The organism is Streptomyces sp. NPDC091387 (genome assembly GCF_044756945.1).
In the GTDB taxonomy this organism is placed as follows: domain Bacteria; phylum Actinomycetota; class Actinomycetes; order Streptomycetales; family Streptomycetaceae; genus Streptomyces.
Genome location: NZ_JBIVTZ010000010.1, coordinates 63290 through 88396 on the forward strand (window position 1 = coordinate 63290; position 25107 = coordinate 88396).

At 70.9% G+C, this 25107-nt stretch carries 26 protein-coding genes and 3 tRNA genes; 19 read left to right on the top strand and 10 right to left on the bottom strand.

From position 1 onward, the window contains the following. Nucleotides 1-49 precede the first annotated feature (49 nt). From ACIQM0_RS21340 to ACIQM0_RS21360, 5 genes are all read right to left on the bottom strand, one after another. Complete coding sequence (locus tag ACIQM0_RS21340) at nt 50-1051, bottom strand: 2-oxoacid:ferredoxin oxidoreductase subunit beta (protein ID WP_401289452.1); 1002 nt, start codon at nt 1049-1051, stop codon at nt 50-52. 109 nt (nt 1052-1160) lie between these two features. Next, nucleotides 1161-3113, bottom strand: coding sequence for a 2-oxoacid:acceptor oxidoreductase subunit alpha (locus ACIQM0_RS21345; RefSeq protein WP_401288919.1), 1953 nt, complete (start codon nt 3111-3113; stop codon nt 1161-1163). Between the two features lie 354 nt (nt 3114-3467). Next, nucleotides 3468-4127 carry a response regulator transcription factor gene (locus tag ACIQM0_RS21350; RefSeq protein ID WP_363069889.1) on the bottom strand — a complete coding sequence of 220 codons (660 nt, stop codon included), beginning with the start codon at nt 4125-4127 and terminating at the stop codon, nt 3468-3470. Between the two features lie 165 nt (nt 4128-4292). Further along, nucleotides 4293-5648, bottom strand: coding sequence for a sensor histidine kinase (locus ACIQM0_RS21355; protein ID WP_401288922.1), 1356 nt, complete (start codon nt 5646-5648; stop codon nt 4293-4295). Between the two features lie 178 nt (nt 5649-5826). Continuing rightward, complete coding sequence (locus tag ACIQM0_RS21360) at nt 5827-7053, bottom strand: sensor histidine kinase (RefSeq protein WP_401288925.1); 1227 nt, start codon at nt 7051-7053, stop codon at nt 5827-5829. A gap of 169 nt (nt 7054-7222) precedes the next feature. Between ACIQM0_RS21360 and ACIQM0_RS21365 the strand changes: the two genes are divergently transcribed. From ACIQM0_RS21365 to ACIQM0_RS21430, 14 genes are all read left to right on the top strand, one after another. Further along, complete coding sequence (locus ACIQM0_RS21365) at nt 7223-7633, top strand: NADH-quinone oxidoreductase subunit A (RefSeq protein WP_401288928.1); 411 nt, start codon at nt 7223-7225, stop codon at nt 7631-7633. Then, a complete protein-coding gene (locus ACIQM0_RS21370) occupies nt 7624-8346 on the top strand; it encodes an NADH-quinone oxidoreductase subunit B (protein WP_401288931.1) in 723 nt (240 codons plus the stop codon). Before ACIQM0_RS21365 ends, ACIQM0_RS21370 begins: the two co-directional genes overlap by 10 nt. Then, nucleotides 8343-9494, top strand: a complete 1152-nt coding sequence (locus ACIQM0_RS21375; RefSeq protein WP_401288934.1) for an NADH-quinone oxidoreductase subunit C — start codon at nt 8343-8345, stop codon at nt 9492-9494. Before ACIQM0_RS21370 ends, ACIQM0_RS21375 begins: the two co-directional genes overlap by 4 nt. Further along, nucleotides 9491-10459, top strand: a complete 969-nt coding sequence (locus tag ACIQM0_RS21380) for an NADH-quinone oxidoreductase subunit H (protein ID WP_401288937.1) — start codon at nt 9491-9493, stop codon at nt 10457-10459. Before ACIQM0_RS21375 ends, ACIQM0_RS21380 begins: the two co-directional genes overlap by 4 nt. Next, on the top strand, nt 10459-11061 hold the full coding sequence (locus ACIQM0_RS21385; protein WP_401288940.1) for a NuoI/complex I 23 kDa subunit family protein: 603 nt from the start codon (nt 10459-10461) through the stop codon (nt 11059-11061). The genes ACIQM0_RS21380 and ACIQM0_RS21385 overlap by 1 nt, the downstream gene beginning before the upstream one ends. 104 nt (nt 11062-11165) lie before the next feature. Beyond that, the gene (locus ACIQM0_RS21390; protein ID WP_363024486.1) at nt 11166-11669 is read left to right on the top strand and encodes an NADH-quinone oxidoreductase subunit J; all 504 of its coding nucleotides are present in this window, start codon (nt 11166-11168) and stop codon (nt 11667-11669) included. After that, a complete protein-coding gene (gene nuoK, locus ACIQM0_RS21395; RefSeq protein WP_401288943.1) occupies nt 11669-12094 on the top strand; it encodes an NADH-quinone oxidoreductase subunit NuoK in 426 nt (141 codons plus the stop codon). Before ACIQM0_RS21390 ends, nuoK begins: the two co-directional genes overlap by 1 nt. Continuing rightward, a complete protein-coding gene (locus ACIQM0_RS21400) occupies nt 12091-14091 on the top strand; it encodes an NADH-quinone oxidoreductase subunit L (protein ID WP_401288946.1) in 2001 nt (666 codons plus the stop codon). The genes nuoK and ACIQM0_RS21400 overlap by 4 nt, the downstream gene beginning before the upstream one ends. A gap of 27 nt (nt 14092-14118) precedes the next feature. Next, on the top strand, nt 14119-15669 hold the full coding sequence (locus ACIQM0_RS21405; RefSeq protein ID WP_401289456.1) for a NuoM family protein: 1551 nt from the start codon (nt 14119-14121) through the stop codon (nt 15667-15669). After that, nucleotides 15666-17189: an NADH-quinone oxidoreductase subunit N gene (locus ACIQM0_RS21410; RefSeq protein ID WP_401288949.1), complete on the top strand. Its 1524-nt coding sequence runs from the start codon at nt 15666-15668 to the stop codon at nt 17187-17189. The genes ACIQM0_RS21405 and ACIQM0_RS21410 overlap by 4 nt, the downstream gene beginning before the upstream one ends. Before the next feature lie 131 nt (nt 17190-17320). After that, nucleotides 17321-17785: a large conductance mechanosensitive channel protein MscL gene (gene mscL / locus ACIQM0_RS21415; RefSeq protein ID WP_363024414.1), complete on the top strand. Its 465-nt coding sequence runs from the start codon at nt 17321-17323 to the stop codon at nt 17783-17785. Between the two features lie 207 nt (nt 17786-17992). Further along, complete coding sequence (gene htpX, locus ACIQM0_RS21420) at nt 17993-18856, top strand: zinc metalloprotease HtpX (protein ID WP_401288952.1); 864 nt, start codon at nt 17993-17995, stop codon at nt 18854-18856. Beyond that, nucleotides 18853-19245, top strand: a complete 393-nt coding sequence (locus ACIQM0_RS21425; protein WP_363024418.1) for a YccF domain-containing protein — start codon at nt 18853-18855, stop codon at nt 19243-19245. Before htpX ends, ACIQM0_RS21425 begins: the two co-directional genes overlap by 4 nt. Nucleotides 19246-19368: 123 nt before the next feature. Beyond that, the gene (locus ACIQM0_RS21430; RefSeq protein WP_401288955.1) at nt 19369-19641 is read left to right on the top strand and encodes a GlsB/YeaQ/YmgE family stress response membrane protein; all 273 of its coding nucleotides are present in this window, start codon (nt 19369-19371) and stop codon (nt 19639-19641) included. A gap of 14 nt (nt 19642-19655) precedes the next feature. On the opposite strand, the gene ACIQM0_RS21435 is transcribed toward ACIQM0_RS21430, so the two are convergent. The 3 genes from ACIQM0_RS21435 to ACIQM0_RS21445 all read right to left on the bottom strand — a co-directional run bounded on the left by ACIQM0_RS21435 (nt 19656) and on the right by ACIQM0_RS21445 (nt 21466). Next, on the bottom strand, nt 19656-20315 hold the full coding sequence (locus ACIQM0_RS21435; RefSeq protein WP_401288958.1) for an alpha-ketoglutarate-dependent dioxygenase AlkB family protein: 660 nt from the start codon (nt 20313-20315) through the stop codon (nt 19656-19658). After that, entirely contained in the window at nt 20315-20827 is a 513-nt protein-coding gene (locus ACIQM0_RS21440) for a methylated-DNA--[protein]-cysteine S-methyltransferase (protein ID WP_401288961.1), read from the bottom strand. Before ACIQM0_RS21440 ends, ACIQM0_RS21435 begins: the two co-directional genes overlap by 1 nt. Before the next feature lie 150 nt (nt 20828-20977). After that, complete coding sequence (locus ACIQM0_RS21445) at nt 20978-21466, bottom strand: YajQ family cyclic di-GMP-binding protein (protein ID WP_024493478.1); 489 nt, start codon at nt 21464-21466, stop codon at nt 20978-20980. Between the two features lie 215 nt (nt 21467-21681). Between ACIQM0_RS21445 and ACIQM0_RS21450 the strand changes: the two genes are divergently transcribed. After that, nucleotides 21682-21763, top strand: a tRNA-Tyr gene (locus tag ACIQM0_RS21450). 64 nt (nt 21764-21827) lie between these two features. Further along, entirely contained in the window at nt 21828-22277 is a 450-nt protein-coding gene (locus tag ACIQM0_RS21455; RefSeq protein WP_401288964.1) for a DUF523 domain-containing protein, read from the top strand. Nucleotides 22278-22338: 61 nt separating this feature from the next. On the opposite strand, the gene ACIQM0_RS21460 is transcribed toward ACIQM0_RS21455, so the two are convergent. Both ACIQM0_RS21460 and ACIQM0_RS21465 read right to left on the bottom strand, forming a co-directional pair. Next, nucleotides 22339-22995: an SDR family oxidoreductase gene (locus ACIQM0_RS21460; RefSeq protein WP_401288968.1), complete on the bottom strand. Its 657-nt coding sequence runs from the start codon at nt 22993-22995 to the stop codon at nt 22339-22341. A gap of 36 nt (nt 22996-23031) precedes the next feature. Next, on the bottom strand, nt 23032-24309 hold the full coding sequence (locus tag ACIQM0_RS21465) for an amidohydrolase family protein (protein ID WP_401288971.1): 1278 nt from the start codon (nt 24307-24309) through the stop codon (nt 23032-23034). Nucleotides 24310-24598: 289 nt separating this feature from the next. Between ACIQM0_RS21465 and ACIQM0_RS21470 the strand changes: the two genes are divergently transcribed. From ACIQM0_RS21470 to rpmG, 3 genes are all read left to right on the top strand, one after another. After that, nucleotides 24599-24671, top strand: a tRNA-Thr gene (locus ACIQM0_RS21470). 46 nt (nt 24672-24717) lie between these two features. Next, nucleotides 24718-24790 (top strand) — tRNA-Met (locus tag ACIQM0_RS21475). Nucleotides 24791-24879: 89 nt separating this feature from the next. Continuing rightward, nucleotides 24880-25044: a 50S ribosomal protein L33 gene (gene rpmG / locus ACIQM0_RS21480; protein ID WP_003956487.1), complete on the top strand. Its 165-nt coding sequence runs from the start codon at nt 24880-24882 to the stop codon at nt 25042-25044. Nucleotides 25045-25107: the final 63 nt, after the last annotated feature.

Below are 25107 nucleotides of genomic sequence, written 5' to 3' on the forward strand. Positions count from 1 at the left end.
GTACTCCCGGAGGCCGCTTCACCTCGCCGGACAGGGCGGACGGCGGTGGTTACCCGACCACGGTCCAGTTGTCGTTGCCCGCGAGCAGCGCGCCCAGGTCGCCCTTGCCGTCCCGCTCGACGGCGGTGTCCAGCTGCTCGGCCATCTGTGTGTCGTAGACCGGCCGTTCGACGCTGCGCAGCACCCCGATCGGGGTGTGGTGCAGGGTGTCCGGGTCGGCGAGCCGGGACAGCGCGAACGCGGTGTTCGGGTTGGCGGCGTGCGCGTCGTGGACCAGGATCTGCGAGCGGTTCTCCTCGGTGACCTCGACCACCGACAGATCACCCGTCCGCGCATCCCTGACGACGCCCTTGGCGCTGTCGGTGCCGAAGAGGATCGGCTGCCCGTGCTCCAGCCGGATCACGGCCTCCTGGGCCTGCTCCCGGTCCTTGAGGACCTCGAACGCGCCGTCGTTGAAGATGTTGCAGTTCTGGTAGATCTCCACCAGCGCCGTGCCGGGGTGGTCGGCCGCCGCGCGCAGCACGCTCGTGAGGTGCTTGCGGTCGGAGTCGACCGTACGGGCGACGAAGGACGCCTCCGCGCCGATCGCCAGCGACACCGGGTTGAAGGGGGCGTCCAGCGATCCCATCGGCGTCGACTTGGTGATCTTCCCGACCTCCGAGGTGGGGGAGTACTGGCCCTTGGTGAGCCCGTAGATCCGGTTGTTGAAGAGGAGGATCTTCAGGTTGACGTTCCGGCGCAGGGCGTGGATGAGGTGGTTGCCGCCGATGGAGAGCGCGTCGCCGTCACCGGTGACCACCCAGACGGACAGGTCCCGCCGGGAGGAGGCGAGCCCGGTGGCGATGGCCGGGGCGCGGCCGTGGATCGAGTGCATCCCGTAGGTGTTCATGTAGTACGGGAAGCGGGAGGAGCAGCCGATGCCGGAGACGAAGACGATGTTCTCCTTCGCCAGACCCAGTTCGGGCATGAAGCCCTGCACGGCGGCGAGGACCGCGTAGTCGCCGCAGCCGGGGCACCAGCGCACTTCCTGGTCGGACTTGAAGTCCTTCATCGACTGCTTGGCCTCGGACTTCGGCACCAGCTGAAGGAGTTCGTTGGTCTCGGTCGCGGCCTCGCTTCCGGTCCCGGTCTCTGTCGCGGGCTGGAGGAGTTCATTGGTCTCAGGCATCGATGGCCTCCTTGAGGGCCGTCGCGAGCTGCTCGGCCTTGAACGGCATGCCGTTGACCTGGTTGTAACTCTGCGCGTCCACCAGGTACTTGGCCCGGATGAGCATGGCCAGCTGCCCGAGGTTCATCTCCGGGACGACCACCTTGTCGTAACGCTTCAGCACCTCGCCGAGATTCCGCGGGAACGGATTGATATGGCGCACATGTGCCTGGGCGATGGGGTGTCCGGCGGCGCGCAGCCGGCGGACGGCGGCGGTGATGGGGCCGTAGGTGGAGCCCCAGCCCAGGACCAGCGTCCGGGCCTCCGCGGGGTCGTCGACCTCCACGTCCGGGACCTCGATGCCGTCGATCTTGGCCTGCCGGGTGCGGACCATGAAGTCGTGGTTGGCGGGGTCGTAGGAGATGTTGCCGGTGCCGTCCTGCTTCTCGATGCCGCCGATGCGGTGTTCGAGGCCGGGGGTGCCGGGGATCGCCCAGGGGCGGGCCAGGGTCTGCGGGTCGCGCTTGTACGGCCAGAAGACCTCGGTGCCGTCGGCCAGCTCGTGGTTCGGGCCGCCGGCGAACTGGACGCGCAGGTCCGGGAGCCCCCCGACCTCCGGGATGCGCCAGGGCTCCGAGCCGTTGGCCAGGTAGCCGTCGGAGAGGAGGAAGACCGGGGTGCGGTACGTCAGGGCGATCCGGGCGGCGTCGAGCGCCGCGTCGAAGCAGTCCGCCGGGGTCTTCGGAGCCACGATCGGCACCGGGGCCTCGCCGTTGCGCCCGAACATCGCCTGGAGCAGGTCGGCCTGTTCGGTCTTGGTGGGCAGACCGGTGGAGGGGCCGCCGCGCTGGATGTCGATGATCAGCAGCGGCAGTTCGAGGGAGACGGCGAGCCCGATGGTCTCCGACTTCAGCGCCACCCCCGGCCCCGAGGTGGTCGTCACCCCGAGCGCACCGCCGAACGCGGCGCCCAGCGCGGCACCGATGCCCGCGATCTCGTCCTCGGCCTGGAAGGTCCGCACACCGAAGTTCTTGTGCTTCGACAGCTCGTGCAGGATGTCGGAGGCCGGGGTGATGGGGTACGAGCCCAGATAGACCGGCAGGTCCGCCTGCCGGCCCGCGGCGATCAGCCCGTAGGACAGCGCGAGGTTCCCCGAGATGTTGCGGTACGTGCCGGTGGGGAAGGCATGGGAGGCCGGGGCCACCTCGTAGCTGACCGCGAAGTCCTCGGTGGTCTCCCCGAAGTTCCAGCCGGCCCGGAACGCGGCCACGTTCGCCTCGGCGATCTGCGGCTTCTTGGCGAACTTGGCCCGCAGGAAGGTCTCGGTTCCCTCGGTCGGCCGGTGGTACATCCAGGAGAGCAGCCCGAGCGCGAACATGTTCTTGGAGCGCTCGGCCTCCTTGCGGGGGAGCCCGAACTCCTTCAGCGCCTCGATGGTGAGGGTGGTCAGCGGCACCGGATGGACGTTGTACGCCTCCAGCGAGCCGTCCTCCAGCGGACTGGTCAGATACCCGACCTTGGCCATCGGCCGTTTGGTGAACTCATCGGTGTTCACGATGATTTCGGCGCCGCGCGGCACATCGGCGATATTCGCCCTGAGCGCGGCCGGGTTCATCGCGACGAGCACGTTGGGCGCGTCGCCGGGGGTCAGGATGTCGTGGTCGGCGAAATGCAGCTGGAACGACGACACACCCGGCAGGGTGCCTGCGGGGGCCCGGATCTCGGCGGGGAAGTTCGGCAGGGTGGAGAGGTCGTTCCCGAAGGAAGCGGTCTCCGAGGTGAACCGGTCACCCGTGAGCTGCATACCGTCACCGGAGTCACCCGCGAAACGGATGATCACCCGGTCCAGACGGCGGATCTCTTTGTCCCCGTTGCCTGCTGCGGACTGGGGGGCACGCTGTCCCCCTACGAGCGCCTCACTGGCCTCATCGGCCTGTTCGGCTGGGCTACTGACCTGGCTGGTCACTTACTGGACCTCCCTCGGCGCGGCGGCTCGGAACCATCCGGCCCGCCGGCGGTCCCAGGCCCCACCCTACGTCTGTAAGGGGCGCCTTCCTCTGGCTGATCACATGATGGACGGCGTGTTGAGATGCTTTTCGGCGCTGTTCCGGCATGATTCATCAGCCGCCCGGTTCCTCGTCGGACCTTCGCTGGAGGGGCGGCGGAGCGAGTCGCCGGCTTCCCTGTCCGGCTCTTCGGTCCGGACGCCGCCGGGACCGCCCCGGCAACTATCTGACAGAGTGTCAGATAGTTGGCCCCGGCATCAGGGATTCGGACCGGCGTCAGGGATTCAGGCCCGCGTCGGGAAGTCGGGCCGACGTCAGGAATTCAGATAGGTCAGCACGGCCAGCACCCGCCGGTGGTCGCCGACGCTGGGGGACAGCCCGAGCTTCTGGAAGATGTTGCTCACGTGCTTCTCCACCGCGCCGTCGCTCACCACCAGCTGCTTGGCCACCGCCGAGTTCGTCCGACCCTCCGCCATCAGGCCGAGGACCTCGCGCTCACGGGGCGTCAGCCCGGCCAGCACGTCCTGCTTACGGCTCCGGCCCAGCAGCTGCGCCACCACCTCGGGGTCCAGCGCCGTACCGCCCTGCGCCACCCGCACCACCGCGTCCACGAACTCCCGGACCTCGGCGACCCGGTCCTTCAGCAGATACCCCACGCCCCGGCTGGACCCGGCCAGCAGCTCGGTCGCGTACTGCTCCTCGACGTACTGCGAAAGGACCAGCACCCCGATCCCCGGATACTCCTTGCGCAGCCGCACCGCGGCCCGCACGCCCTCGTCCGTGTGGGTCGGCGGCATCCGTACGTCGGCCACCACCACATCGGGCAGCGCGTCCTGCGCGGCGAGGTCGCTCACCGTCTTGATCAGCGCCTCCGCGTCCCCGACCCCTGCCACGACGTCATGACCCAGATCGGTCAGCAGCCGGGTGAGTCCTTCCCGGAGCAGCACCGAATCCTCGGCGATGACCACACGCACCCTGTCCTCCACCACGACGTCCTTTTCCCCCACTGCTCGCTGTTCCCCACCCGTATGCCGTTCAGCATCCAGCATCCCAGTATCGGCGGTGACGGCGAGGGCGTTCGAAGGGTTGCGTCGCCCCGGGAAGCCCGTGAGGGGGAGAGGAGAGGGGGAGAGGGGTGGTCAGCCGCGCCAGGGCAGCTCGGCCGTGATCCTGGTCGGGCCGCCCACCGGGGACTCGACGAGCAGGATCCCGTCCACCGCGTCCAGCCGCTCGGTCAGACCGGCGAGCCCGCTGCCCGACGTCAGACCGGCGCCGCCGCGCCCGTCGTCGGTGACCTGGAGCATCAGCCGGTCCGCCGTCCGCCACACGTCGACGGACGCGCGGGTGGCGTGGGCGTGCTTGCTGACGTTCTGGAGCAGCTCCGACACGGTGAAGTACGCGATGCCCTCGATGGCCTGCGCGGGCCGGGAGGCGAGGTCGACCTCGACGTTGACCGGGACGGTGCAGCGGGAGGCGATGGCGGAGAGGGCGGCGTCGAGGCCGCGGTCGGTGAGGACGGCGGGGTGGATGCCCCGGGCCAGGTCGCGGAGTTCCTGGAGGGCGACCTTGACCTCGCCGTGGGCCTCGTCGACCATCCGGGCGGCGGCCTCGGGGTCGTCGGTGAGCTTCTCCTTCGCCAGCCCCAGATCCATGGCGAGGGCGACGAGGCGGGCCTGTGCGCCGTCGTGGAGGTCGCGTTCGATGCGGCGCAGGTCGGCGGCTGCCGTGTCCACGACCACACCCCGGTCCGACTCCAGCTCCGTGACCCGGGTCGCCAGCTTCGACGGACTCAGCAGCCCGGCCACCATCAGCCGGTCCACCGAGGCGAGGCCCCGGATGATCCACGGGCTGATCAGGACGACTCCCAGCCCGATGGCGCTGGTGGCCGCCAGGTCGAGGGAGGAGTCCAGGTAGACCTGGTGGCCGGCGTCCCCGTACAGCTGGATGCCGCTGGCCCCCACATGCGTCGGGAAGACCCAGTGCCACAACGGGTACGTGAGGGCCGCCCAGCCCCACGCCCAGAACGTCAGCGACACAGAGAAGGCGAAGACGGCCCACGGGAGGTGCAGCACCGCGTAGAGCAGGTGCCGCCAGGACACCCCGCTCTTCAGGACCGCCCCGACCCAGGACATCAGGCCGCCGGTCCGGCCCCGTACCGGCGCGGGGGCGGGCACGTACAGCTTCAGCAGGCCACGGGCCCTGGCCCGCTCCACCGCGCCGAAGCCGCGGCACACGGTCAGGCCGAAGGCCAGGACGGGAATCCCCAGGAAGGTGATGAGCAGGCCCGCGCTCAACGACGTCATGGTGACCGCGAAGGCGAACAGCACGACGCCGATCGGCAGGCTCAGCAGCAGATAGGCGAACTCGCGCCAGGTCCGGGCCTCGACGGGGGCGCGCAGCCAGGCCGGGAAGAAGTGCCTCTCCGCGGTGCGGTCCCCGAGGCCGGTTCCCGGTCGATCATCGTCCCGGGTGTCGGGTCCGTATGTCGTGGCCATGGGTTCCGTCCGTTTCTTCCGCGTCCGTGAGGCCGGCTCTGTCTGCTGTGGGTACTCGCTGTGCGTACTCGCTGCGCGTGCGTACTTCAAGTGTGCTGTCGCGGTGAGCCGCCCACCATGAGGGCGGTATCCCTCTCCGACCGGGGGTTTTCCCCACCCCCTGCGCCGGCCGCGGATCTCAGCCCCGCTCGGCCGTGCGGGTCCGGCCCGTGCCGGCCGCCGCCGCGCCCTTCTCGTCGTCCCGGTCGCGCCAGGGCAGTTCCGCGGTGACCGTCGTCGGGCCGCCGGGCGGGGAGTCGAGGACGAACAGGCCGTCGACGGCCCCCAGTCGCTCGGCCAGCCCCGACATCCCCGTACCGCCGTCCAGCGAGGCGCCGCCCCGTCCGTCGTCGGTGACCTGGATCAGCAGCCGGTCCGCCGTCCGCCACACGTCGACGGACGCCGTGCGCGCCCCGCTGTGCTTGCTGACGTTCTGGAGCAGTTCGGACACGGTGAAGTACGCGATCCCCTCGATGGCCTGCGCCGGCCGCCCCGGCAGATCCACCCCCACTGTCACGGGGACGGTGCAGCGGGAGGCGATGGCGGAGAGGGCGGCGTCGAGGCCGCGGTCGGTGAGGACGGCGGGGTGGATGCCCCGGGCGAGATCGCGGAGTTCCTGGAGGGCGACCTTGACCTCGCCGTGGGCCTCGTCGACCATTCGGGCGGCGGCCTCGGGGTCGTCGGTCAGCTTCTCCTTCGCCAGCCCGAGCCCCATGGCGAGGGCGACGAGGCGGGCCTGTGCGCCGTCGTGGAGGTCGCGTTCGATGCGGCGCAGGTCGGCGGCTGCCGTGTCCACGACCACACCCCGGTCCGACTCCAGCTCGGCGATCCGGCGTTCCAGCTCGTCGGAGGGCGAGAGCAGCCCGCGCACCATGCCCCGGTCGGCGTTGGACAGGAACCGCGCCGTGTAGGGGAGCACCGGCCACAGGACGAAGAGGCTCACGAACGTCACCACGAAGGTGAGCACGCCCCACGGGAGCCGGATGAAGGAGTACAGCACCGCGCGCCAGCCCACCGGGTCCTTCAGGCTCGACCACAGCCAGGAGAAGAACCCCTCCTCCCGGCGGACCAGGGCCATCGGACTCGGCTCGTCGATCCGCACCCCGAGCAGCCCGCGCGCCCGGCCCCGCTCGGCCCGGCCGAGCAGCCGCGAACCCTGCAGCCCGGCGGCCAGCAGGGGCAGACCGACCACCGTGACCGCGAGCCCCACACCGACGGCGACCATGATCACCGTGTAGACGAACCCGACGACCGCCATCGGGAAGTTGGCGAGGAGATGCGCGATCTCCTTCCAGGTGCACGCGTCGAGGGCGAAGCGGACGGGCGGCGGCCGGTCGTTGTCGGGTACCTGGGGGCTCATGGTCATATGCCCAGCCTGCCGGGTGAGGCACCCGGACGCCATGGTGCTCATGGGTGGCGACGAAGTGGGGATAACCCCACCAGTTCCCCGACGCGGCTGCTTACCGTTCCTTTACAGGGCCTAGACTCCCGTGCGTACAGATCGTCGGAGAGGTTCGAGGGAGCGAGGGGCGGACGTGGCGGACGTTGCGGACCTGCCGGGACCGGCCGTTCTCGCGTCGGAGTACTTCCACAGCTACTCGGTCGTCGGACTGCTCGCCGTGGTCGGGGTGCTGTTCGTCGCCGTCGCCTTCGGCACCGGCCGGCTGATGCGTCCCGTGGTCCCGACGCCGGAGAAATTCCTCACGTACGAGTGCGGCGTGGACCCCGTGGGGGAGGGCTGGGCCCACACCCAGGTCCGTTACTACGTGTACGCGTTCCTGTACGTGGTCTTCGCCGTCGACTCGATCTTCCTGTTCCCGTGGGCGACCGTCTTCGCCGCGCCCGGATACGGCGCGACGACGCTGGTGGAAATGTTCATCTTCCTCGGTTTCCTGGCCGTGGGACTGCTCTACGCATGGAAGAAGGGCGTCCTCGAATGGACGTGACGAGCCCGTCGTCAACCGGTCAGCCGCAGTCGGGACCGGAGCCGGAGCCGGGTTCCGTACCCGTGCCCGCAGCCGATCCCGTACCCACGTTCCTTCCTGAGCCGAAGCGGCTGGGCGTGCTGTCCCGGCTCGCACCCGAGCCGATGAAGGTGGTCCTCAACTGGGGCCGCCGCTACAGCCTGTGGGTCTTCAACTTCGGACTCGCCTGCTGCGCCATCGAGTTCATCGCCGCCTCCATGGCGCGCCACGACTTCATCCGGCTCGGCGTGATCCCGTTCGCCCCGGGCCCCCGCCAGGCCGACCTGATGATCGTCTCCGGCACGGTGACGGACAAGATGGCCCCCGCGGTGAAGCGGCTGTACGAGCAGATGCCCGAGCCCAAGTACGTCATCTCCTTCGGCGCCTGCTCCAACTGCGGCGGCCCGTACTGGGATTCGTACTCGGTGACGAAGGGCGTCGACCAGATCATCCCGGTGGACGTCTACGTTCCTGGCTGCCCGCCCCGGCCCGAGGCCCTGCTCCAGGGCATCCTCAAGCTCCAGGAGAAGATCGCGCGCGAGTCGCTGGGCGAGCGCTACGCGAACGACGGCGCGACCCGCCCCTCCACCGCCGCGCTGCGCAGCGGACTGGTCGCCGCGCCTCAGGCACCTCAGACGCCTCAGGCACCGCAGGCACCGTCCGCGCCGGACGCCTCCGGGGAGGAGCCGAAGTGACGGCCGCCGAGAGCTACGACCGGCTGCCGGACGCCGTGACCGAGATCTTCGGCGAGGACGCCACGGCGGAGCAGGCGTACGACCTGCTGACCGTCGATGTGCCGCCCGCCTCCTGGATCGCCGCGCTGGAAACGGCGCGTGACGGACTCGGCTGTACCTATTTCGACTGGCTGAGCGCCGTGGACGAACCGGGCACGGGCTTCCGGGTCTGCGCCCACCTCGCCGCGCTGCCCGACCGTTCCGCACCCGGTCCGACGGTCCGGCGGCTGCTGGTCCGCACGACCGTTCCGCACGAGGCGGCCGTGCTGCCCAGCGCGATCGGCGTCTACGCGGGTGCCGGCTGGCACGAGCGCGAGACCCACGAGATGTTCGGCATCGCCTTCGACGGCCACCCGCACCTGGTCCCCCTGCTGCTGCCCGAGGGCTTCGAGGGACACCCCCTGCGCAAGGACTTCGTCCTGGCGGCCCGCGTGGCCAAGGCCTGGCCGGGCGCCAAGGAGCCGGGCGAGTCGGAGCACGGCGGCCCGAAGCGCCGCACGATGCTGCCGCCCGGCGTCCCCGACCCGAACGAATGGGGCCCGCTGAAGGGCCAGCTCCCGCCTGCCCCCGCCCGTCCCGCCCGCACGGCGAGGCCCGCGGGCGACCGCCCGGCCCGCCGCACCCGCAGCGCGAGCGACGGTTCGGCGGGCCAGCAGCCGGTCACGCCGCCGACATCGGGCGCGGACGGTACTGGTGGCGCGGATACCGGTGCTGCCGGGGCCGCTGCCACTACTGGTGCTGCCGGTGCTGCTGGTACGGAGCCGGCGCGCAGGACAGGGCCGCCGCGTCGCACCCGTACCGCGTCCCAGGGCTCGGCGTCCCAGAGCTCGGCGGACCAGCCGCCGGTGGGCGACGCGGCCGGGGGCGGGACGCCTTCCGGCCCGGCTCCGGCCACGGACGCGCCGTGGCACAACGCCCGCCCGGCCTTCGACGACGCACCGGACGCCGGGACTTCGGACACGGCCACCCCTCACACCCCCCGCGCACCCGAAGCACCCGACACTCCTGAAGCACCAGAGACCTCTGCGACTACCGAAGCACCCGAGACACCAGACGCCCCTGAAACTCCCGAGACTCCCGACACACCCGCCGGAGGCGATACCGAGTGAACGACGTACTGGACGTCGCCCTCCGCCTCGTCATCGTGTTCGCGGTGTTCATGGTCGTCCCCCTCGTCGTGGGCCAGACCGAACACAAGGTGATGGCCCACATGCAGGGCCGCCTGGGTCCGATGTACGCCGGTGGCTTCCACGGCTGGGCCCAGCTCGTCGCGGACGGCGTGAAGTTCGTGCAGAAGGAAGACATCGTCCCGGCCGACGCGGACCGCCGCGTCTTCCAGCTCGCCCCCGCCGTCGCGCTGCTCCCGTACCTCCTCGTGCTCGTCGCCATCCCGATCGGCCCCGGCGAGGGCGCGGTCGGCCAGGTCGTCGACGCGGGCATCTTCTTCGTGCTCGCCGTGATGGGCATCGGCGTCCTCGGCTCGCTCATGGCGGGCTGGGCGTCGGCCAACAAGTTCTCGCTGCTCGGCGGTCTCCGTACCGCCGCTCAGCTGCTCGCGTACGAGCTGCCGATGCTGCTCGCCGCCGCCTCCGTGGCGATGGCGGCCGGCACGGTCTCGCTCCCCGGCATCCTCGACGCCTTCGAGTGGTGGTGGCTGCCCTGGCAGATCACCGGGGCCCTGGTCTTCTTCGTGGCCGGACTCGCCGAACTCCAGCGCCCGCCCTTCGACATGCCGGTCGCCGACTCGGAGATCATCTTCGGTGCCTACACCGAGTACACCGGCCTCCGCTTCGCCCTGTTCCTGCTCGCCGAGTACGCGGGCATCGTCGTGCTGTGCGCACTGACCACCGTGCTCTTCCTCGGCGGCTGGCACGGCCCGCTGGGCGCCGACGGACTGGGCTGGGTCTGGACGCTCCTGAAGACCGCCGTCCTCGCCTTCGTCGTCATCTGGCTGCGCGTGAGCTATCCCCGTCTCCGCGAGGACCAGCTGCAGAAGCTCGCCTGGACCGTCCTCATCCCGCTCGCTCTCGCGCAGATCGCGCTCACCGGCATCGTGAAGGTGGCGATCAACTAGTGCCCCCGATCCCCGGCGCAGGCCTGGCCAAGGGTCTCGCCGTCACCCTGCGGACGATGACGAAGAAGACCGTCACCGCCCAGTACCCGGACGTGCAGCCCGAACTGCCGCCCCGCTCCCGCGGCGTCATCGCGCTGTTCGAGGAGAACTGCACGGTCTGCATGCTCTGCGCCCGAGAGTGCCCCGACTGGTGCATCTACATCGACTCCCACAAGGAGACGGTGCCCGCCGCGGCCCCCGGCGGGCGCGAGCGGAGCCGCAATGTGCTGGACCGCTTCGCCATCGACTTCTCGCTCTGCATGTACTGCGGGATCTGCATCGAGGTGTGCCCGTTCGACGCGCTCTTCTGGTCGCCGGAGTTCGAGTACGCGGAGACGGACATCCTCGAACTCACCCATGAGCGCGACAAGCTCCGCGACTGGATGTGGACGGTGCCGGAGCCGCCGGCCCTCGACCCGGCGGCCGAGGAACCGAAGGAGATCGCCGCCGCCCGCAAGACGGCGGAGAAGCTCCGGACCCAGCGCGAGCAGGAGGCCGCCGCCGCGGCCGGCCCGCCCGCCCCGGCCGATTCCTCCGCGACGGACCAGGAGGGCCGGGCGTGATCACCGCCACCGCGACCGCGACCACCCTCGCCACCGCCCCGGGCGCCTCCGGACCCGTCTTCGGCCTCACCGAGAGCCACCCCGGCTTCCTCTCCCCGTCCGGTATCGAGATCGCGTTCGTGCTGGTCGGGATCGTCACCCTCGGCGCGGCCCTCGTCACCGTCACGACCCGACAGCTGGTGCACGCGGCCCTCTGGCTGATCGTGACGCTCGGCGGCCTCGCCGTCGAGTACCTCCTGCTCACGGCGGAGTTCATCGCCTGGGTGCAGGTACTGATCTACGTCGGTTCCGTCGTCGTCCTCCTGCTGTTCGGCCTGATGCTCACCAGGGCCCCCATCGGCCGTTCCCCGGACGCCGATTCGGAGAACCGCCTGCCCGCCCTCGCGGTGGCCGTCGCCGCCGCCGGAACCCTCGTCTGGGTCGTCGTGGACGCGTTCCGCACCACCTGGATCGAGCTGGACGGGCCGGTCCAGGGGTCCACCGAAGCCACCGGAGCCTTCCTCTTCCGGCACTGGGTGCTCCCCTTCGAGGCGCTCTCGGTTCTCCTGCTCGCCGCCCTCGTCGGCGCGGTCGTCCTGTCCCGCAAGGGCCGAGAGGACAAGAGCTGATGCACCTCGCCTACCCCGCCGTGCTCGCCGTCCTCCTCTTCTGCGCCGGGCTCTACGGAGTGCTCGCGCGCCGCAACGCGATCCTGGTCCTGATGTCCGTCGAGCTGATGCTCAACGCCGTCAACCTCAACCTGGTCGCCTTCGACGTGTGGCTCCGCGACGCCCTGCACTCCGGCCAGGCCCTCACCCTGTTCACCATCGCCGTCGCGGCGGCGGAGATCGGTATCGGCCTGGCCATCGTCCTCGCCGTCTACCGCAACCGCGGCAGCTCCGACATCGACCGACTCCGCGACACCGCCGAGACCGACGAGGCCGAGACCCTCCCGGACGGCGACGGCGGTGACGACGGCGGCACCGCCTCCGGCACCGAAGACCAGGCCACTGCTCCGGCAGGGAAGGCAAAGAAGGCAGAGGCCACCCCGTGACCACCACGACCCTCGCCGTCCTCGTCCCCCTCCTCCCGTTCCTGGGAGCGGCGGCCGGACTCCTGCTCGGACGCGGCGCCCCCGGATTCGTCCGCCCGCTCGCGGTACTGCCCTCCCTCGTCTCCCTCGTCATCGCGGCCGTCGTCGCGGCCCGCCAGGGCGGCGGACGGGCCATCGACGCCGCGACCCAGCTCACCCCCACCGGCTCGGTCCCGGTCGACCTCGCCCTGCACCTCGACGGCTTCGCGGTCCTCGTCGCCGTCCTGGTCGCCCTCGTGGCGAGCTGCGTGCAGATCTACTCGACCGCGTACCTGCGCGACGACCCCCGCTACCCCTCGTACGCGGCCCTCGTCTCCCTCTTCACCTCCGCGATGCTGCTCGTCGTCTACTCCGGCGACCTGATGGTGCTCCTGGTCGGCTGGGAGGTCATGGGCATCTGCTCGTACTTCCTGGTCGGCCACTACTGGGAGACGCCAGAGGCCCGCGCGGCCTCCCTCAAGGCCTTCCTGATCACCAAGCTCGGCGACGTCCCCTTCCTCATCGGCCTGTTCGCCCTCGCCGCCGACACGGGCACCTTCCGCATCACCGGCATCCTGGGCTCCGTCGCCCACGGCGGCCTCGACCACCCCACCGTGATCGCCCTGCTCCTCCTCGCCGGTGTCGCGGGCAAGTCCGCGCAGTTCCCCCTGCACACCTGGCTGCCCGACGCGATGGCCGGCCCCACCCCCGTGTCCGCGCTGATCCACGCCGCGACGATGGTCGCCGCCGGGATCTACTTCGTGGCCCGGCTGCTCCCCGTGTTCGCCGCCTCGGGCGCGGCGCTCGTCGTCCTCGCCGTCATGGCCGCCGTCACGATGATCGGCTCCGGACTCGCGGCCCTCGCCCAGGACGACATCAAGCGCGTCCTCGCCTACTCCACGATCGGGCAGCTCGGCTACATGTCCGGCGCCCTGGCCGTCGGCGACCGGGGTGCCGCCGTCTTCCACCTCCTCTCGCACGGTGCGTTCAAAGCCGTCCTCTTCCTCGCCGCGGGCGTCGTCATCCACGCCGCCGGCACCAACTCACTGGCCGCCATGTCCCGCATGGGCGGCCTGGCCAAGCGCATCCCCGACGCCTACTGGACGATGACCGTCGCGCTCCTCGCGCTGGCCGCCATCCCGCCGTTCGCCGGCTTCTTCTCCAAGGAAGCCGTCCTCGTCGCCGCCGAGCACACCGCCCTCGGCGACCGCCACGTCGCCCCGGCCGCCGCCGGCTGGACCGTCCTGGTCGCCGGACTCCTGGCCGCCGTCCTCACCGCCGCGTACGCCACCCGGCTCTGGCTCCTCGCCTTCCGGGGCCGCGGCGCCGAGGCCCCCGACCACGGCAGGCAGCCCGTCGCCATGACCTCGGTCCTCTGGGTCCTGGCCGTCCCCACCATCGCCCTCGGACTCACCGCCGGTGTCATCGGCGACTGGTTCGACGGCCACCGCCTCACCCCGTCGCTGACCACCGCGGTCCTCTCCACCGGCGTCGGCCTCGTCGGCGGCCTGGTCACCTACGGGGCCTGGCGCCACACCACGGCACTGGCCGCCCGGACCCCCATGGGCTCCGTCGTCGCCCACCCCGAGGCGGAACCCGCCCTCATCGAGGTCGAGGCCATGGAGAGCCACACCGCCGCCTACGGAGACGCCGGTGACGCACCCGACCCGGCCGACCCCGGCCGGCTCCTGCTCGGCCCGCTCCACCGCCACGCGGCAGCCGGCTTCCACCTGGACGCCGTCTACGCGACGCTGTTCGTCCGCCCCGTCCAGGCCGCCGCGAGCCTGGTGCGCTTCCTGGACCGCGAGGTCGTCGACACCTACGTACGCGGCTCCGCCACCGGCGCACGCTGGCTCGGCACCGCCGTCCGCCGTGCCCAGACCGGCAACGTGCAGACCTACCTCAGCGCACTGCTCGCCGGCTCCCTGGTCCTGGCGGTCGCCGCCGTCGTCTTCGCCAACGTCAACGCCGGGTCGTGAACCGTGATCGATATCAGCGCCTCCGTGATGCAGTTCCTTCTGGCGTTCGTCGTCGTCGCCCCGCTCCTCGGAGCCGTCGCGGCCCTGCTCCCGGCCCCGCCCGGACTGAAGGGCAGGAACCCCGACCAGGCCGTGCTCCGCCACGGCGTGACCGTCACCGGCGTGATCCTCCTCGCCACGCTCGTGCTGGCCGCCGGCTTCGACCACGACCACCCGTCGAAGATGCAGGCCACCACCGACATCAGCTGGATCCCGGCGCTCGACGTCCGCATCCATCTCGGCATCGACGGCATCTCGCTCCCCCTTCTCGTACTGACCGCGCTGCTGACCTTCCTCTGCGCGCTCCACAGCTACTTCAAGATGCCGGCGGGACCCTCCCCGAAGGCCTTCGTCGCGCTCATCCTCGTCCTGGAGTCCGGCACCCTCGCGACCTTCGCCGTCCTCGATCTGCTGCTGTTCTTCCTGGCGTTCGAGATGGTGCTCATCCCGATGTACTTCCTCATCGCCCGCTGGGGCGGTGCGCGGAAGCAGGCCGCCGCCTGGAAGTTCATCCTCTACACCCTGCTCGGCTCGGTCGTCATGCTGCTGGGCCTGCTCCTCATCGGAGTGAAGAGCGGCACCTTCGACATGGTGGCACTCGCCACTGACAACGGCCGCGGCCTCACCTCGTCCGTGCAGGTCACCGCCGTTCTCGCGATCGGGATCGGACTCGCGGTCAAGACCCCGATGTGGCCGCTGCACAGCTGGCTCCCGGACGCCCACACCGCCGCCCCCACCGTCGGCTCCGTCCTGCTCGCGGGCGTCCTGCTGAAGATGGGCACGTACGGGTTCGTCCGGATCCTGCTCCCGATCGCCCCCGACGGCATGCACACCTTCGCGCCCTGGCTCGCGGCCTTCGCCGTCGCCGGCATCATCTACGGATCGCTCGCCTGCCTGGCCCTCGTCCGGCCCGGCGCCAAGGGCGACCTGAAGCGCCTGATCGCGTACTCCTCCGTCGGCCACATGGGCTTCGTGCTCCTCGGCATCGCGAGCATGACCCCCACCGGCGTCAACGGCGCGCTCTTCGCCAACATCGCCCACGGGCTCATCACCGGCCTGCTGTTCTTCCTGGTCGGCGCGGTCAAGGACCGGTACGGCACCGCCGACCTCGACACCCTCTCCGGCGCCACCGGCGCAGCGCTCTACGGCAGCGCGCCCCGCCTCGGCGGCCTCCTCGCGTTCACCGCGGTCGCCTCCCTGGGCCTGCCCGGCCTCGCCGGGTTCTGGGGCGAGATGCTCACCCTGTTCGGCGCCTTCGACCCGGCCGACGGCCTGAACCGCCCCGCCTTCCTGACGTTCATGTCCGTCGCCGCGTTCGGCACCCTGCTCACCGCCGCGTACATGCTCCTGCTGGTGCGCCGCGTCTGCATGGGCGCCAAGCGCGAGGAACCGCACCGGATCCCCGACATCCAGCACCACGAGTTCGCCGCCTGGACCCCCCTCGCCGCCCTCACCGTCCTGGCCGGCCTGTGGCCCGCCGTCCTCCTCGGCCTCACCGACCCGGCCGTGCAGAAGCTCCTCGCAGGAGGCAAGTCGTGACCACAGCGGCCGAGAGCACCACCAGCCTCGTCCAGTCCGTCGACTGGCTCGCCATCGCGCCCCCGGTCACCGTCGCGGCCGTCGCCCTCGCCGTCCTGGTCGCCGACCTCTTCGTCCCCCGGGAACGCAAACCGCTCCTCGGCTACGGAGCCGTCGGCGGACTCGTCGCCGCCCTCGCCCTCCTGATCCCGCTGCGCGACGGCGACCGCTCCACCTTCTGCCTCACCACCGGCAGCCGCGCCTGCAGCTACACCGCCGACCACTTCACCCTGATCATCCAGGTCCTCGTCCTCGGCGGAGCACTGCTCACCGCACTGCTCTCGATCGGCGACACCCGCAAGCTCCCGGCCGGCGAGTTCTGGTTCCTGCTGCTGTCCTCGGCCGCGGGCGCCGCACTGCTGCCCGCCGCCCGGGACCTCGCCACCCTCGTCATCGCCCTCGAAGTCGCCTCGCTGCCCGCGTTCGCCCTCGTCGGCATCAAGCGCGGCGACCGGCGCTCCTCCGAGGCCGCGCTGAAGTTCTTCCTGTCCTCCGTCGTCGCGACCGCCGTGATGCTCCTCGGCGTCAGCTTCGTCTACGCGGCGACCGGCACCCTCCACCTCACCGAGATCGCCGGCCGCCTCGACGACGTCCCCGGGCAGCTCACCACCCTCGCCCAAGCGGGTGTCGCCCTCACCCTCGTCGGCTTCGCCTTCAAGACGGCCGCCGCGCCCTTCCACTTCTGGGTCCCCGACACCTACGTCGGCGCCCCCCTGCCGATCGCCGCCTACCTCTCGGTCGTCGGCAAGGCCGTCGGCTTCTCCGGCCTCATCCTCGTCACCGTGGTCGCGTTCCCCTCCTACGCCGACGTCTGGGGCCCCGTCCTCGCCGTCCTCGCCGCGCTCACCATGACCGTCGGCAACGTCGCCGCGCTGCGCCAGAGCGCCACCCGCGCCCGCAGCGCCGTACGCCTCCTCGCCTGGTCGTCCGTCGCCCAGGCCGGCTACCTCCTGGTGCCGATCGCCGCGGCCGCGTACGCCGGCGACCGGCAGATCGGCTCCACCGTCGCGTACGCCCTGATGTACGCCGTCGTGAACCTCGGCGCGTTCGCGGTGGCCGCCCTGGTCGCCCGTACCCACCCCGGCAACCGCATCGCCGACTACCGCAACCTCTACGCCACCCGGCCCCTTGCCGCCCTCGCGCTGGGCTTCTTCCTGCTCTGCCTGGCCGGACTGCCGCCGGGCATCATCGGCCTCTTCGCCAAGGTCACCGTCTTCTCCTCGGCCGTAGACGCCGGACTCGGCTGGCTCGCCGTCGTCATGGCCGTCAACGTCGTGATCGCGCTCTACTACTACCTCCAGTGGACCGCCACCCTGTTCCGCGGCCCCGCGCAGGACGGTACGGAGCAGCCGCGGCCCGCCGCCCGGCACCGGACCCCGGTCCCGCTGACCGCCGCGATCGTCCTCACCGCCGTCGCCGGGATCGCCCTCTCCGGCGCCCCGCAGACCGTCCTCAGGTTCGCCGCCGTCAACCTGTTCTGACAGCGTTCCGACACCTGTCCGGTACCCGTTCCAGCGGATCCAGGGTCGGCTTGCCCCCGGCAGCCCGCTCAGGGCAAGGTCATGCCCGCACACGACGCACCCCGCGTCGGCATCACAGAGGAGCCAGAGCAGTGCTGAACGGGTTCAAGGAATTCATCCTGCGCGGAAACGTGATCTCCATGGCGATCGGCCTCGCCGTCGGAGCCGCGTTCACCGCAGTCGTCACCGGGTTCAGCAACGCGTTCATCGTGCCGCTGATCGGCCTCATCACCCGCGGCACCGGCGACTTCAGCAAGGCCGAGTTCAAGTTCGACGACGTGACGTTCCCCTACGGACTCTTCGTCAGCGCCGCCATCGCCTTCCTCATCACCGCCGCGGTCCTCTACTTCTGTGTCGTCGTGCCCATGGCCAAGGTCCAGAACCGCTTCACGGCCAAGAAGGACGAGGAGCAGGCCGACATCAAGGCCGCCCTGCGCGACTGCCCCCGCTGCTACACGGAGATCCCGGCCGTCGCCTCCCGCTGCGCCCACTGCACCAGCGAGGTCGAGCCCGACCCCGAGGCCCTCGCACTCGCGAAACTCCCCGTCCAGCGCTGACCCCCGGGCACGCCTCCACCCGTACGGCCCAAGGCCCGCTCCGGCCCGAACAGCCGGAGCGGCCCGGTCCCACGGGCGCACCGGACCGCAAGCACAAGGGAACTAGCTCTCCTCGCCTGGCGTTGACCAGTACGGGAAGCTCCACTGGGGAGTGGAGCACCCACCAAGCAAAGGGTCCCCCTGCTTGCACCACCTGGAGGGCGTACCGTGCACCGCCGGCACAACGGGCTGAGAACCGCCGTACTCCTCGGGGGCCTGTCCGCACTCATCATCCTCATCGGCAGCTTCTTCGGACGTACCGGCCTGATCGTCGCGCTCCTGGTAGCCGTCGGCACCAACGCCTACGCGTACTGGAACAGCGACAAGCTGGCGCTGCGCGCCATGCGGGCCCGCCCGGTGAGCGAGTTCGAGGCGCCCCAGCTCTACCGCATGGTCCGTGAGCTCTCCACCGCCGCCCGCCAGCCCATGCCGCGGCTCTACATCTCCCCGACGCAGGCCCCCAACGCCTTCGCGACCGGACGCAACCCGCGCAACGCCGCGGTCTGCTGCACCGAGGGCATCCTCCAGATCCTGGACGAACGGGAGCTGCGCGGCGTCCTCGGCCACGAGCTCAGCCACGTCTACAACCGCGACATCCTGATCTCGTCCGTCGCCGGAGCGCTCGCCTCCGTCGTCATGTTCCTGGTCAACTTCGCCTGGCTGATCCCGGTCGGCCGCTCCAACGACGACGAGGGCCCCGGCATCCTCGGCATGCTGCTGATCATGATCCTGGGCCCGCTCGCCGCCTCCGTCATCCAACTGGCCGTCAGCCGGTCCCGCGAGTACGAGGCCGATGCCTCGGGCGCCCAGCTGACCGGTGATCCGCTGGCCCTGGCGAGCGCCCTGCGGAAGCTGGACGCCGGCACGAAGCAGCTTCCCCTGCCTCCGGAGCCGCGGATCGAGACCGCGAGCCACATGATGATCGCGAATCCCTTCCGCCCCGGGCAGGGCGTGTCCAAGATGTTCTCGACACATCCGCCGATGGCGGAGCGCATTGCCCGACTCGAGCAGATGGCAGGTCATCGCCCGTGAAAACCATTCTGAACGTCATTTGGCTGGTCCTGTGCGGCTTCTGGATGTTCCTCGGCTACCTCGTCGCGGGCCTCCTGCTGTGCATCACGATCATCGGTATCCCGTTCGGCCTCGCGGCCTTCCGCATCGGCGTCTACGCACTGTGGCCTTTCGGCCACCGCGTCGTCGACCGCCGGGACGCGGGCGCACCCTCCTGCGTGGGCAACGTCCTCTGGCTGGTCCTCGCCGGCTGGTGGCTGGCGCTGGGGCACATCACCACGGGAATCGCCCTGTGCATCACGATCATCGGCATCCCGCTGGGCATCGCGAACTTCAAGCTGATCCCCGTCTCGCTGATGCCCTTCGGCAAGGAGATCGTCAGCACCGACGAGGAGTTCGCAGGCTGGTAGGAGCCCCCTCCGGGCGGCAAACCGGACAACCCGAGACACCGGTCCGCGCACCGCGGACCGCAACCGGCCGACCGTCACGAACGTCTTGGATTCCAAGACCGAGTGACGGGTAGGTTCGCACGCATGAGCATTTTTGCCTGGATCATTCTCGGACTGATTGCCGGCGTCATCGCCAAGATTCTGCTGCCGGGCCGCGACCCCGGCGGCCTTGTGGGGACCACCCTGACCGGCATCGTCGGTGCCTTCCTCGGTGGCTGGATATCGTCGAAGTTCCTGGACCGCCCCATATCCAAGGACTTCGTCGACGTGGAGACCTGGGTCGCGGCCATCGGCGGATCGCTGGTCCTGCTGATCATCTACCGCCTGTTCTTCGGGAACTCCCGCGAACGCCGCTGACACGCGGCCATTGTTCAGACGCCCAGCCCGGTCTCGCGCAGGGTCAGATTGAGCCGACCACCGCTCATCCCCGTCGCGGGACCGGCCGTACCCGGCCGGATCCTCGGCACCCCGTGGAACGCGAAACGCGACGGCCCGCCGAAGACGAACAGATCCCCCGAGGCCAACTCCACATCCGTGAAGGGCCTTCCCCGGTTCTCGGTGTTCCCGAAGCGGAAGACACAGGTGTCACCGATACTCAGCGACACCACGGGCGCACCCGACCGCTCCTCCTTGTCCTGGTGCATGCCCATCCGCGCCGCGGCGTCATAGAAATTGATCAGCGCGGTGTCCGGCGCGTACGCCCGCACAGGGCTCTCCGCCCCGTACGCCGCCGCCACGGCCGCCCGCCCCAACTCCCCGAGCCACTCCGGAAACGGGGCGACCGGCGCACCGTTCACGTCGTCCGCCGTACGCGAGTACCGGTACGGCTGCCAGTGCCACCCCAGGCACACACTCCGTACGGACATCACCCCGCCGCCCGGCAACGCCGTGTGCCGCAGCGGCACGGGCCCGCGCGCCCACTCCCGGCACGCCGCCACCAACTCCCGCTGCTGCTCCACGGACAGCCACTCCGGGACGTGCACGGCCCCCGGCGCGACCTCCGCCCGAGGCCTGGGGAAGAGCCCGGTCATCAGCGCACCGCCAGTGCGCCCTCAAGCCCCAGGAGCCGCTCCTTGCGCTCCAGGCCGCCCGCGTAGCCGCGCAGCGCCCCGTCCGCGCCGATCACCCGGTGGCACGGCCGTACGACCAGCAGCGGATTGCGCCCGATCGCCGTGCCCACGGCCCGTACCCCCGCCCCGGAGGACCCGACCCGCCCGGCGATCTGCCCGTACGACACCGTCTCTCCGTAGGGGACGTCGTCCAGCGCGGCCCACACCCGGCGCTGGAACTCGGTGCCCCGGCCGTCCGCGAGGACGATGTCGAAGCGGGTCCGCCGGCCCTCGAAGTACTCCCGAAGCTGCGCGGCCACTCCCGCGAAGGCCCCGGGCTCGTGGCTCCAGCCGTCCTGGACGACCGCCGCGCCCTTCTGGCCCGGCAGGGAGAGCGAGACGAGCGCGGCCCCGTCGCCGGCCGGTCCCGCGGCCTTCTCGCCGACCAGCAGCAGTTCGCCCAGCGGGCTGTCGACCGTCGCGTACATGGTCATGGCTCGTCCCTCTCCTCGTCCGCCCGGCAGCCGGATCATCGGCCGCCACGGACCAGTCTGCGTCGCCCGTACCGCCGCGACCGGCGGTATTCGGACATGGCGTCCGGGCGCGGAAGAACGCATTCCGCTCCGCGCCCGGACCGCCGCTTCCTACCGGTAGTTCGCGAACTGCACGGCGAAGTCGAAGTCCTGGCCCTTCAGCAGGGCCTGAACGGTCTGCAGGTCGTCCCGGCTCTTCGAGCTGACCCGCAGCTCGTCACCCTGGACCAGCGCCTTGACGCCCTTGGGGCCCTCGTCGCGAATGATCTTCGCGACCTTCTTGGCGTTCTCCTGGGAGATGCCCTCCTCGATGGTGGCGAAGAGCTTGTACTCCTTGCCGGACAGCTGGGGCTCGCCCACGTCCAGCGACTTCAGCGAGATGCCGCGCTTGATCAGCTTGGACTGGAAGATGTCGAGGATCGCCTTGACCCGCTCCTCGCCGCTGGCCTCCATGAGGATCTTCTCGCCGGACCAGGAGATCGAGGCGCCGGTGCCCTTGAAGTCGTAACGCTGCGAGATCTCCTTGGCGGCCTGGTTGAGGGCGTTGTCGACCTCCTGCCGCTCGACCTTCGAGACGATGTCGAAACTGGAGTCGGCCATGACGTGTGGCTCCTTGTATCGGGGGTGCTGGAAACGGGATGTCTACGGGGCGGCCGCGGGGCCCGCTGGCACCACGCCGCCCACCAAAGCCTAGCCACCCGCGCCCGTCCGGGCCGCTGGTCAATCCAGTGGCGTAGCACCCCTGGGCATCAGGTATCGTTTACGTCGTTGCCACAGAGCGCCGTCGAGAGACGGGTCTCACGGCAGCATCCCTTGGCGGTGTGCCCGAGTGGCCAAAGGGAGCAGACTGTAAATCTGCCGGCTCAGCCTACCCAGGTTCGAACCCTGGCGCCGCCACAAAGCAAGGCCCTCGTCCTCGGACGGGGGCCTTCTCTGTTGTGCCGTCGCGAAGGGCGTGAACATGGAATCCGTGCTGGTCAGTGCCTGTCTCCAAGGGGTGCCCTGCCGTTTCGACGGCCGGGGCAAGGCCTCCGCGGAGATGGCCGCGGCCATCGGCGGCCGCCGGGCCGTGTCCTTCTGCCCCGAGGTCGCCGCCGGGCTGCCCACGCCCCGCCGCCCCGCCGAGATCGTCGGCGGCGACGGCCACGACGTGCTGGACGGCCGTGCACGCGTCGTGGACGACGCCGGGCACGACGTGACCGAGGCGTTCCTCGACGGCGCCGGGCGGGCACTGGAGGCCGCGCGCCGGACCGGCTGCACCGGGGCGCTGCTGATGGCCCGCAGCCCTTCGTGCGGGCGCGGCACGGTGTATGACGGTACGTTCGCCGGCGAGCTGCGGGAGGGCGACGGAGTCACCGCCGCCCTGCTGGAGCGGCACGGCATCACCGTACGTCCGGCACCGGGCGGCTGACCGGGGCGGCTGACCGGGGCGGCAGACGGGGACGCCGGATCCGCCGTCCCCGGTGCCCGCGTCAGTTGCCCGCGATGTCCTTCACCGCGACCATCACCGGAACGTTGCCCGAGATCAGCTCCAGCGTCAGGCCCGCCGACGCCGGGGTGTCCAGCAGCTCCATGATCGTGGCCGCCACGTCGTCGCGCGGCACCGGGCCGCGGCCGGTCGACGCGGCGAGCAGCACCTGGCCGGTGCCCGCGTCGTTGGTCAGCATTCCGGGGCGCAGGATCGTCCAGTCGAGCGCCGTCCTGGAACGCACGTACGCGTCCGCCGCACCCTTGGCCCGCAGGTACGCGTCGAACACCTCGTCGCCGGGGTGGTCGGGGTCGGCGCCCATGGACGAGACCACGACGTAGCGCCGCACCCCGGCCCGCTCCGCCGCGTCCGCGAAGAGGACCGCGGCCCCGCGGTCCACCGTGTCCTTGCGGGCGGTACCGCTGTTGGGGCCCGCACCGGCCGCGAAGACCACCGCGTCGGCGCCGCGCAGTACCTCGGCGGTCTCCTCCACGGTGGCCGATTCGAGGTCCAGGACCACGGGTTCGGCGCCGACCGCCCGGAGGTCGTCACTCTGCCCGGGATCGCGGATGACGCCCGCCGCCTCGTCCCCGCGTGCAGCGAGCAACCGCTCCAGCCGCAGTGCGATCTGACCATGTCCACCTGCGATGACAATGCGCATGGTCACGACCGTACGCCGGAGGATGCCGCGGTGCGGTCAAGGCCCGCCGCCGGGACCGGATTCCGGCCTCGCCTGGCGGGGGAGCCCGGGTCCGCCGCCCGTCTCCGAGTCGCAGTACTCGCGTACCGCGCTGGTCCGGGCCACCACCCGGCCGCGGTGCACCACGATCCGGCTGTACGCCAGTGAGAGCACCCCGGTGAGCTGTTCGCCGCGCACGGCGAGCAGTTCGGCCGGGAAGCCCGCCTCGATCCGCACCTCGGGCAGCCCCATCGCGCGCCTGGCCTCCGTGGAGACCGCCGCGTAGGCGTGCTCGGCCCGCAGCCCGCTCTGCGAGGCCAGCAGGAAGGCGGCCTCCAGCGGGTCGCCGCGTCCGACCGGGTTGGCGAGGTCCCGCAGGGCCCCGCTGCCCGCCGCGACCCGCACCCCGGCCGCGCGCAGCAGCCGTACGGGGGCGGTGCCCCGGCGCTCCACTCCGCAGCAGCCGCCCTGGGGCAGGCAGATCACCGTCACCCCGGACGCGGCGAGCTGGTCGGCGGCGCGGCCCGCGGCCTCCCGGGTGAGCCGCGAGAGACCCCCGCAGGGGCCGATCGCGACCCCTTGCCGCAGTCCGCCCGCCATCGCCGCGAGCCGGGCCAGCCGGGCCGGGTCGTCACTGTCCGTGTGCAGGTCGACGGGGCAGCCGTGCTCGGCGGCGATCTCCAGGACGGCTTCGGCGTACCCCGTCGGGTCCGGGTCGAGGTCGGGGCAGCCGCCGACCGCGCCGGCCCCCATCTTCACCGCGTCGCGGAGCATGGCCAGGCCGTCGGCGCCCGCGATGCCGGTGAGCAGCCGGGGGACGGCGACCGGGGTCAGATCGGCGAGTCCGCGCAGCGAGCGGCGTGCCTGGAGGACGGCTTCGAGGGCGGCGAGGCCCTGTACGTCACCGATCCGTACGTGGGAGCGGAGGGCGGTCGCGCCGTGGCCGAGCTGGAGCAACGCGGCCTCGGTGGCGCGTCGCTGGATCTCCTCGGGGAGGTGCGAGGCCGGTCCCGGGGAGCCCGGTCCGGCGCCGTCGGCGGTGAGCGCGGTGTCGCTGTGGGCGTGCGGTTCGGCGGGCGCGGGCAGCAGCAGGTGGCCGCGCAGATCGATGCGCGCGGCGGGTGCGGTGAGGCTGCCGGCGGTGCCGACGGCCTCGATGCGGCCGCCCGCGAGCCGTACGTCCACGATCCGGCCGTCGGTGAGACGGGCCCCGCAGAGCGTCAGCGCGGAGCTCTCCCGGCCGTTGGCCGCGTCGGCGGCGTGGTCGTCTGGCGGCCGCGGCCGGCTGTCGGGCATCGCGCTCCAGGGAGGGGGACAGGATCACGCAGAGTGAGTCGAGCCTAGGGGTGTGATGTGTCGGGTTCGAGGAGGAGCTGAATAGTCGTACCGGTGTCGCCCGGCGGGGTGCGTGGGACCGGGGCGCACGCATGGTGCGGGAGGTGGACCGGTTGCTGCCGAACCGCTGATCAAGCGCCGGAAGAGCGGCTGATCAAGGGTTCAGGGCGGCGCCGATCAGGGGCTCGGGATGGGGCTTCGAAACGGATTTGGGCGATCGGCGACCGAGCGTGTAATGTCTTCATCGCTCGCCCCAATAGCTCAGTCGGTAGAGCGTCTCCATGGTAAGGAGAAGGTCTGCGGTTCGATTCCGCATTGGGGCTCTGGTGATCGGGAAACCCCGCTTCGGCGGGGAGACTCAGTCATCAAAGCGGTGTAGCTCAGTCGGTAGAGCAAGCGGCTCATAATCGCTGTGTCACCGGTTCAAGTCCGGTCACCGCTACTAACAGTAGCCGATTGTGGGGTCGGTCCTCCGATCGGCTACTCTTTTTTTGCGTTCATCCGTCCACCGTCCGTCCAAGGAGCACTCACGTGGCTGCCACCGACGTCCGCCCGAAGATCACGCTGGCCTGCGTGGAGTGCAAGGAGCGGAACTACATCACCAAGAAGAACCGGCGTAACAACCCGGACCGTCTTGAGATGAAGAAGCATTGCCCGCGCTGCAACTCGCACACCGCGCACCGCGAAACGCGCTGAATCAGGCTCGTACACGAGGCCGTCCCCGTTGGGGGCGGCCTCGTGTCGTTGTATAGGGCTGTA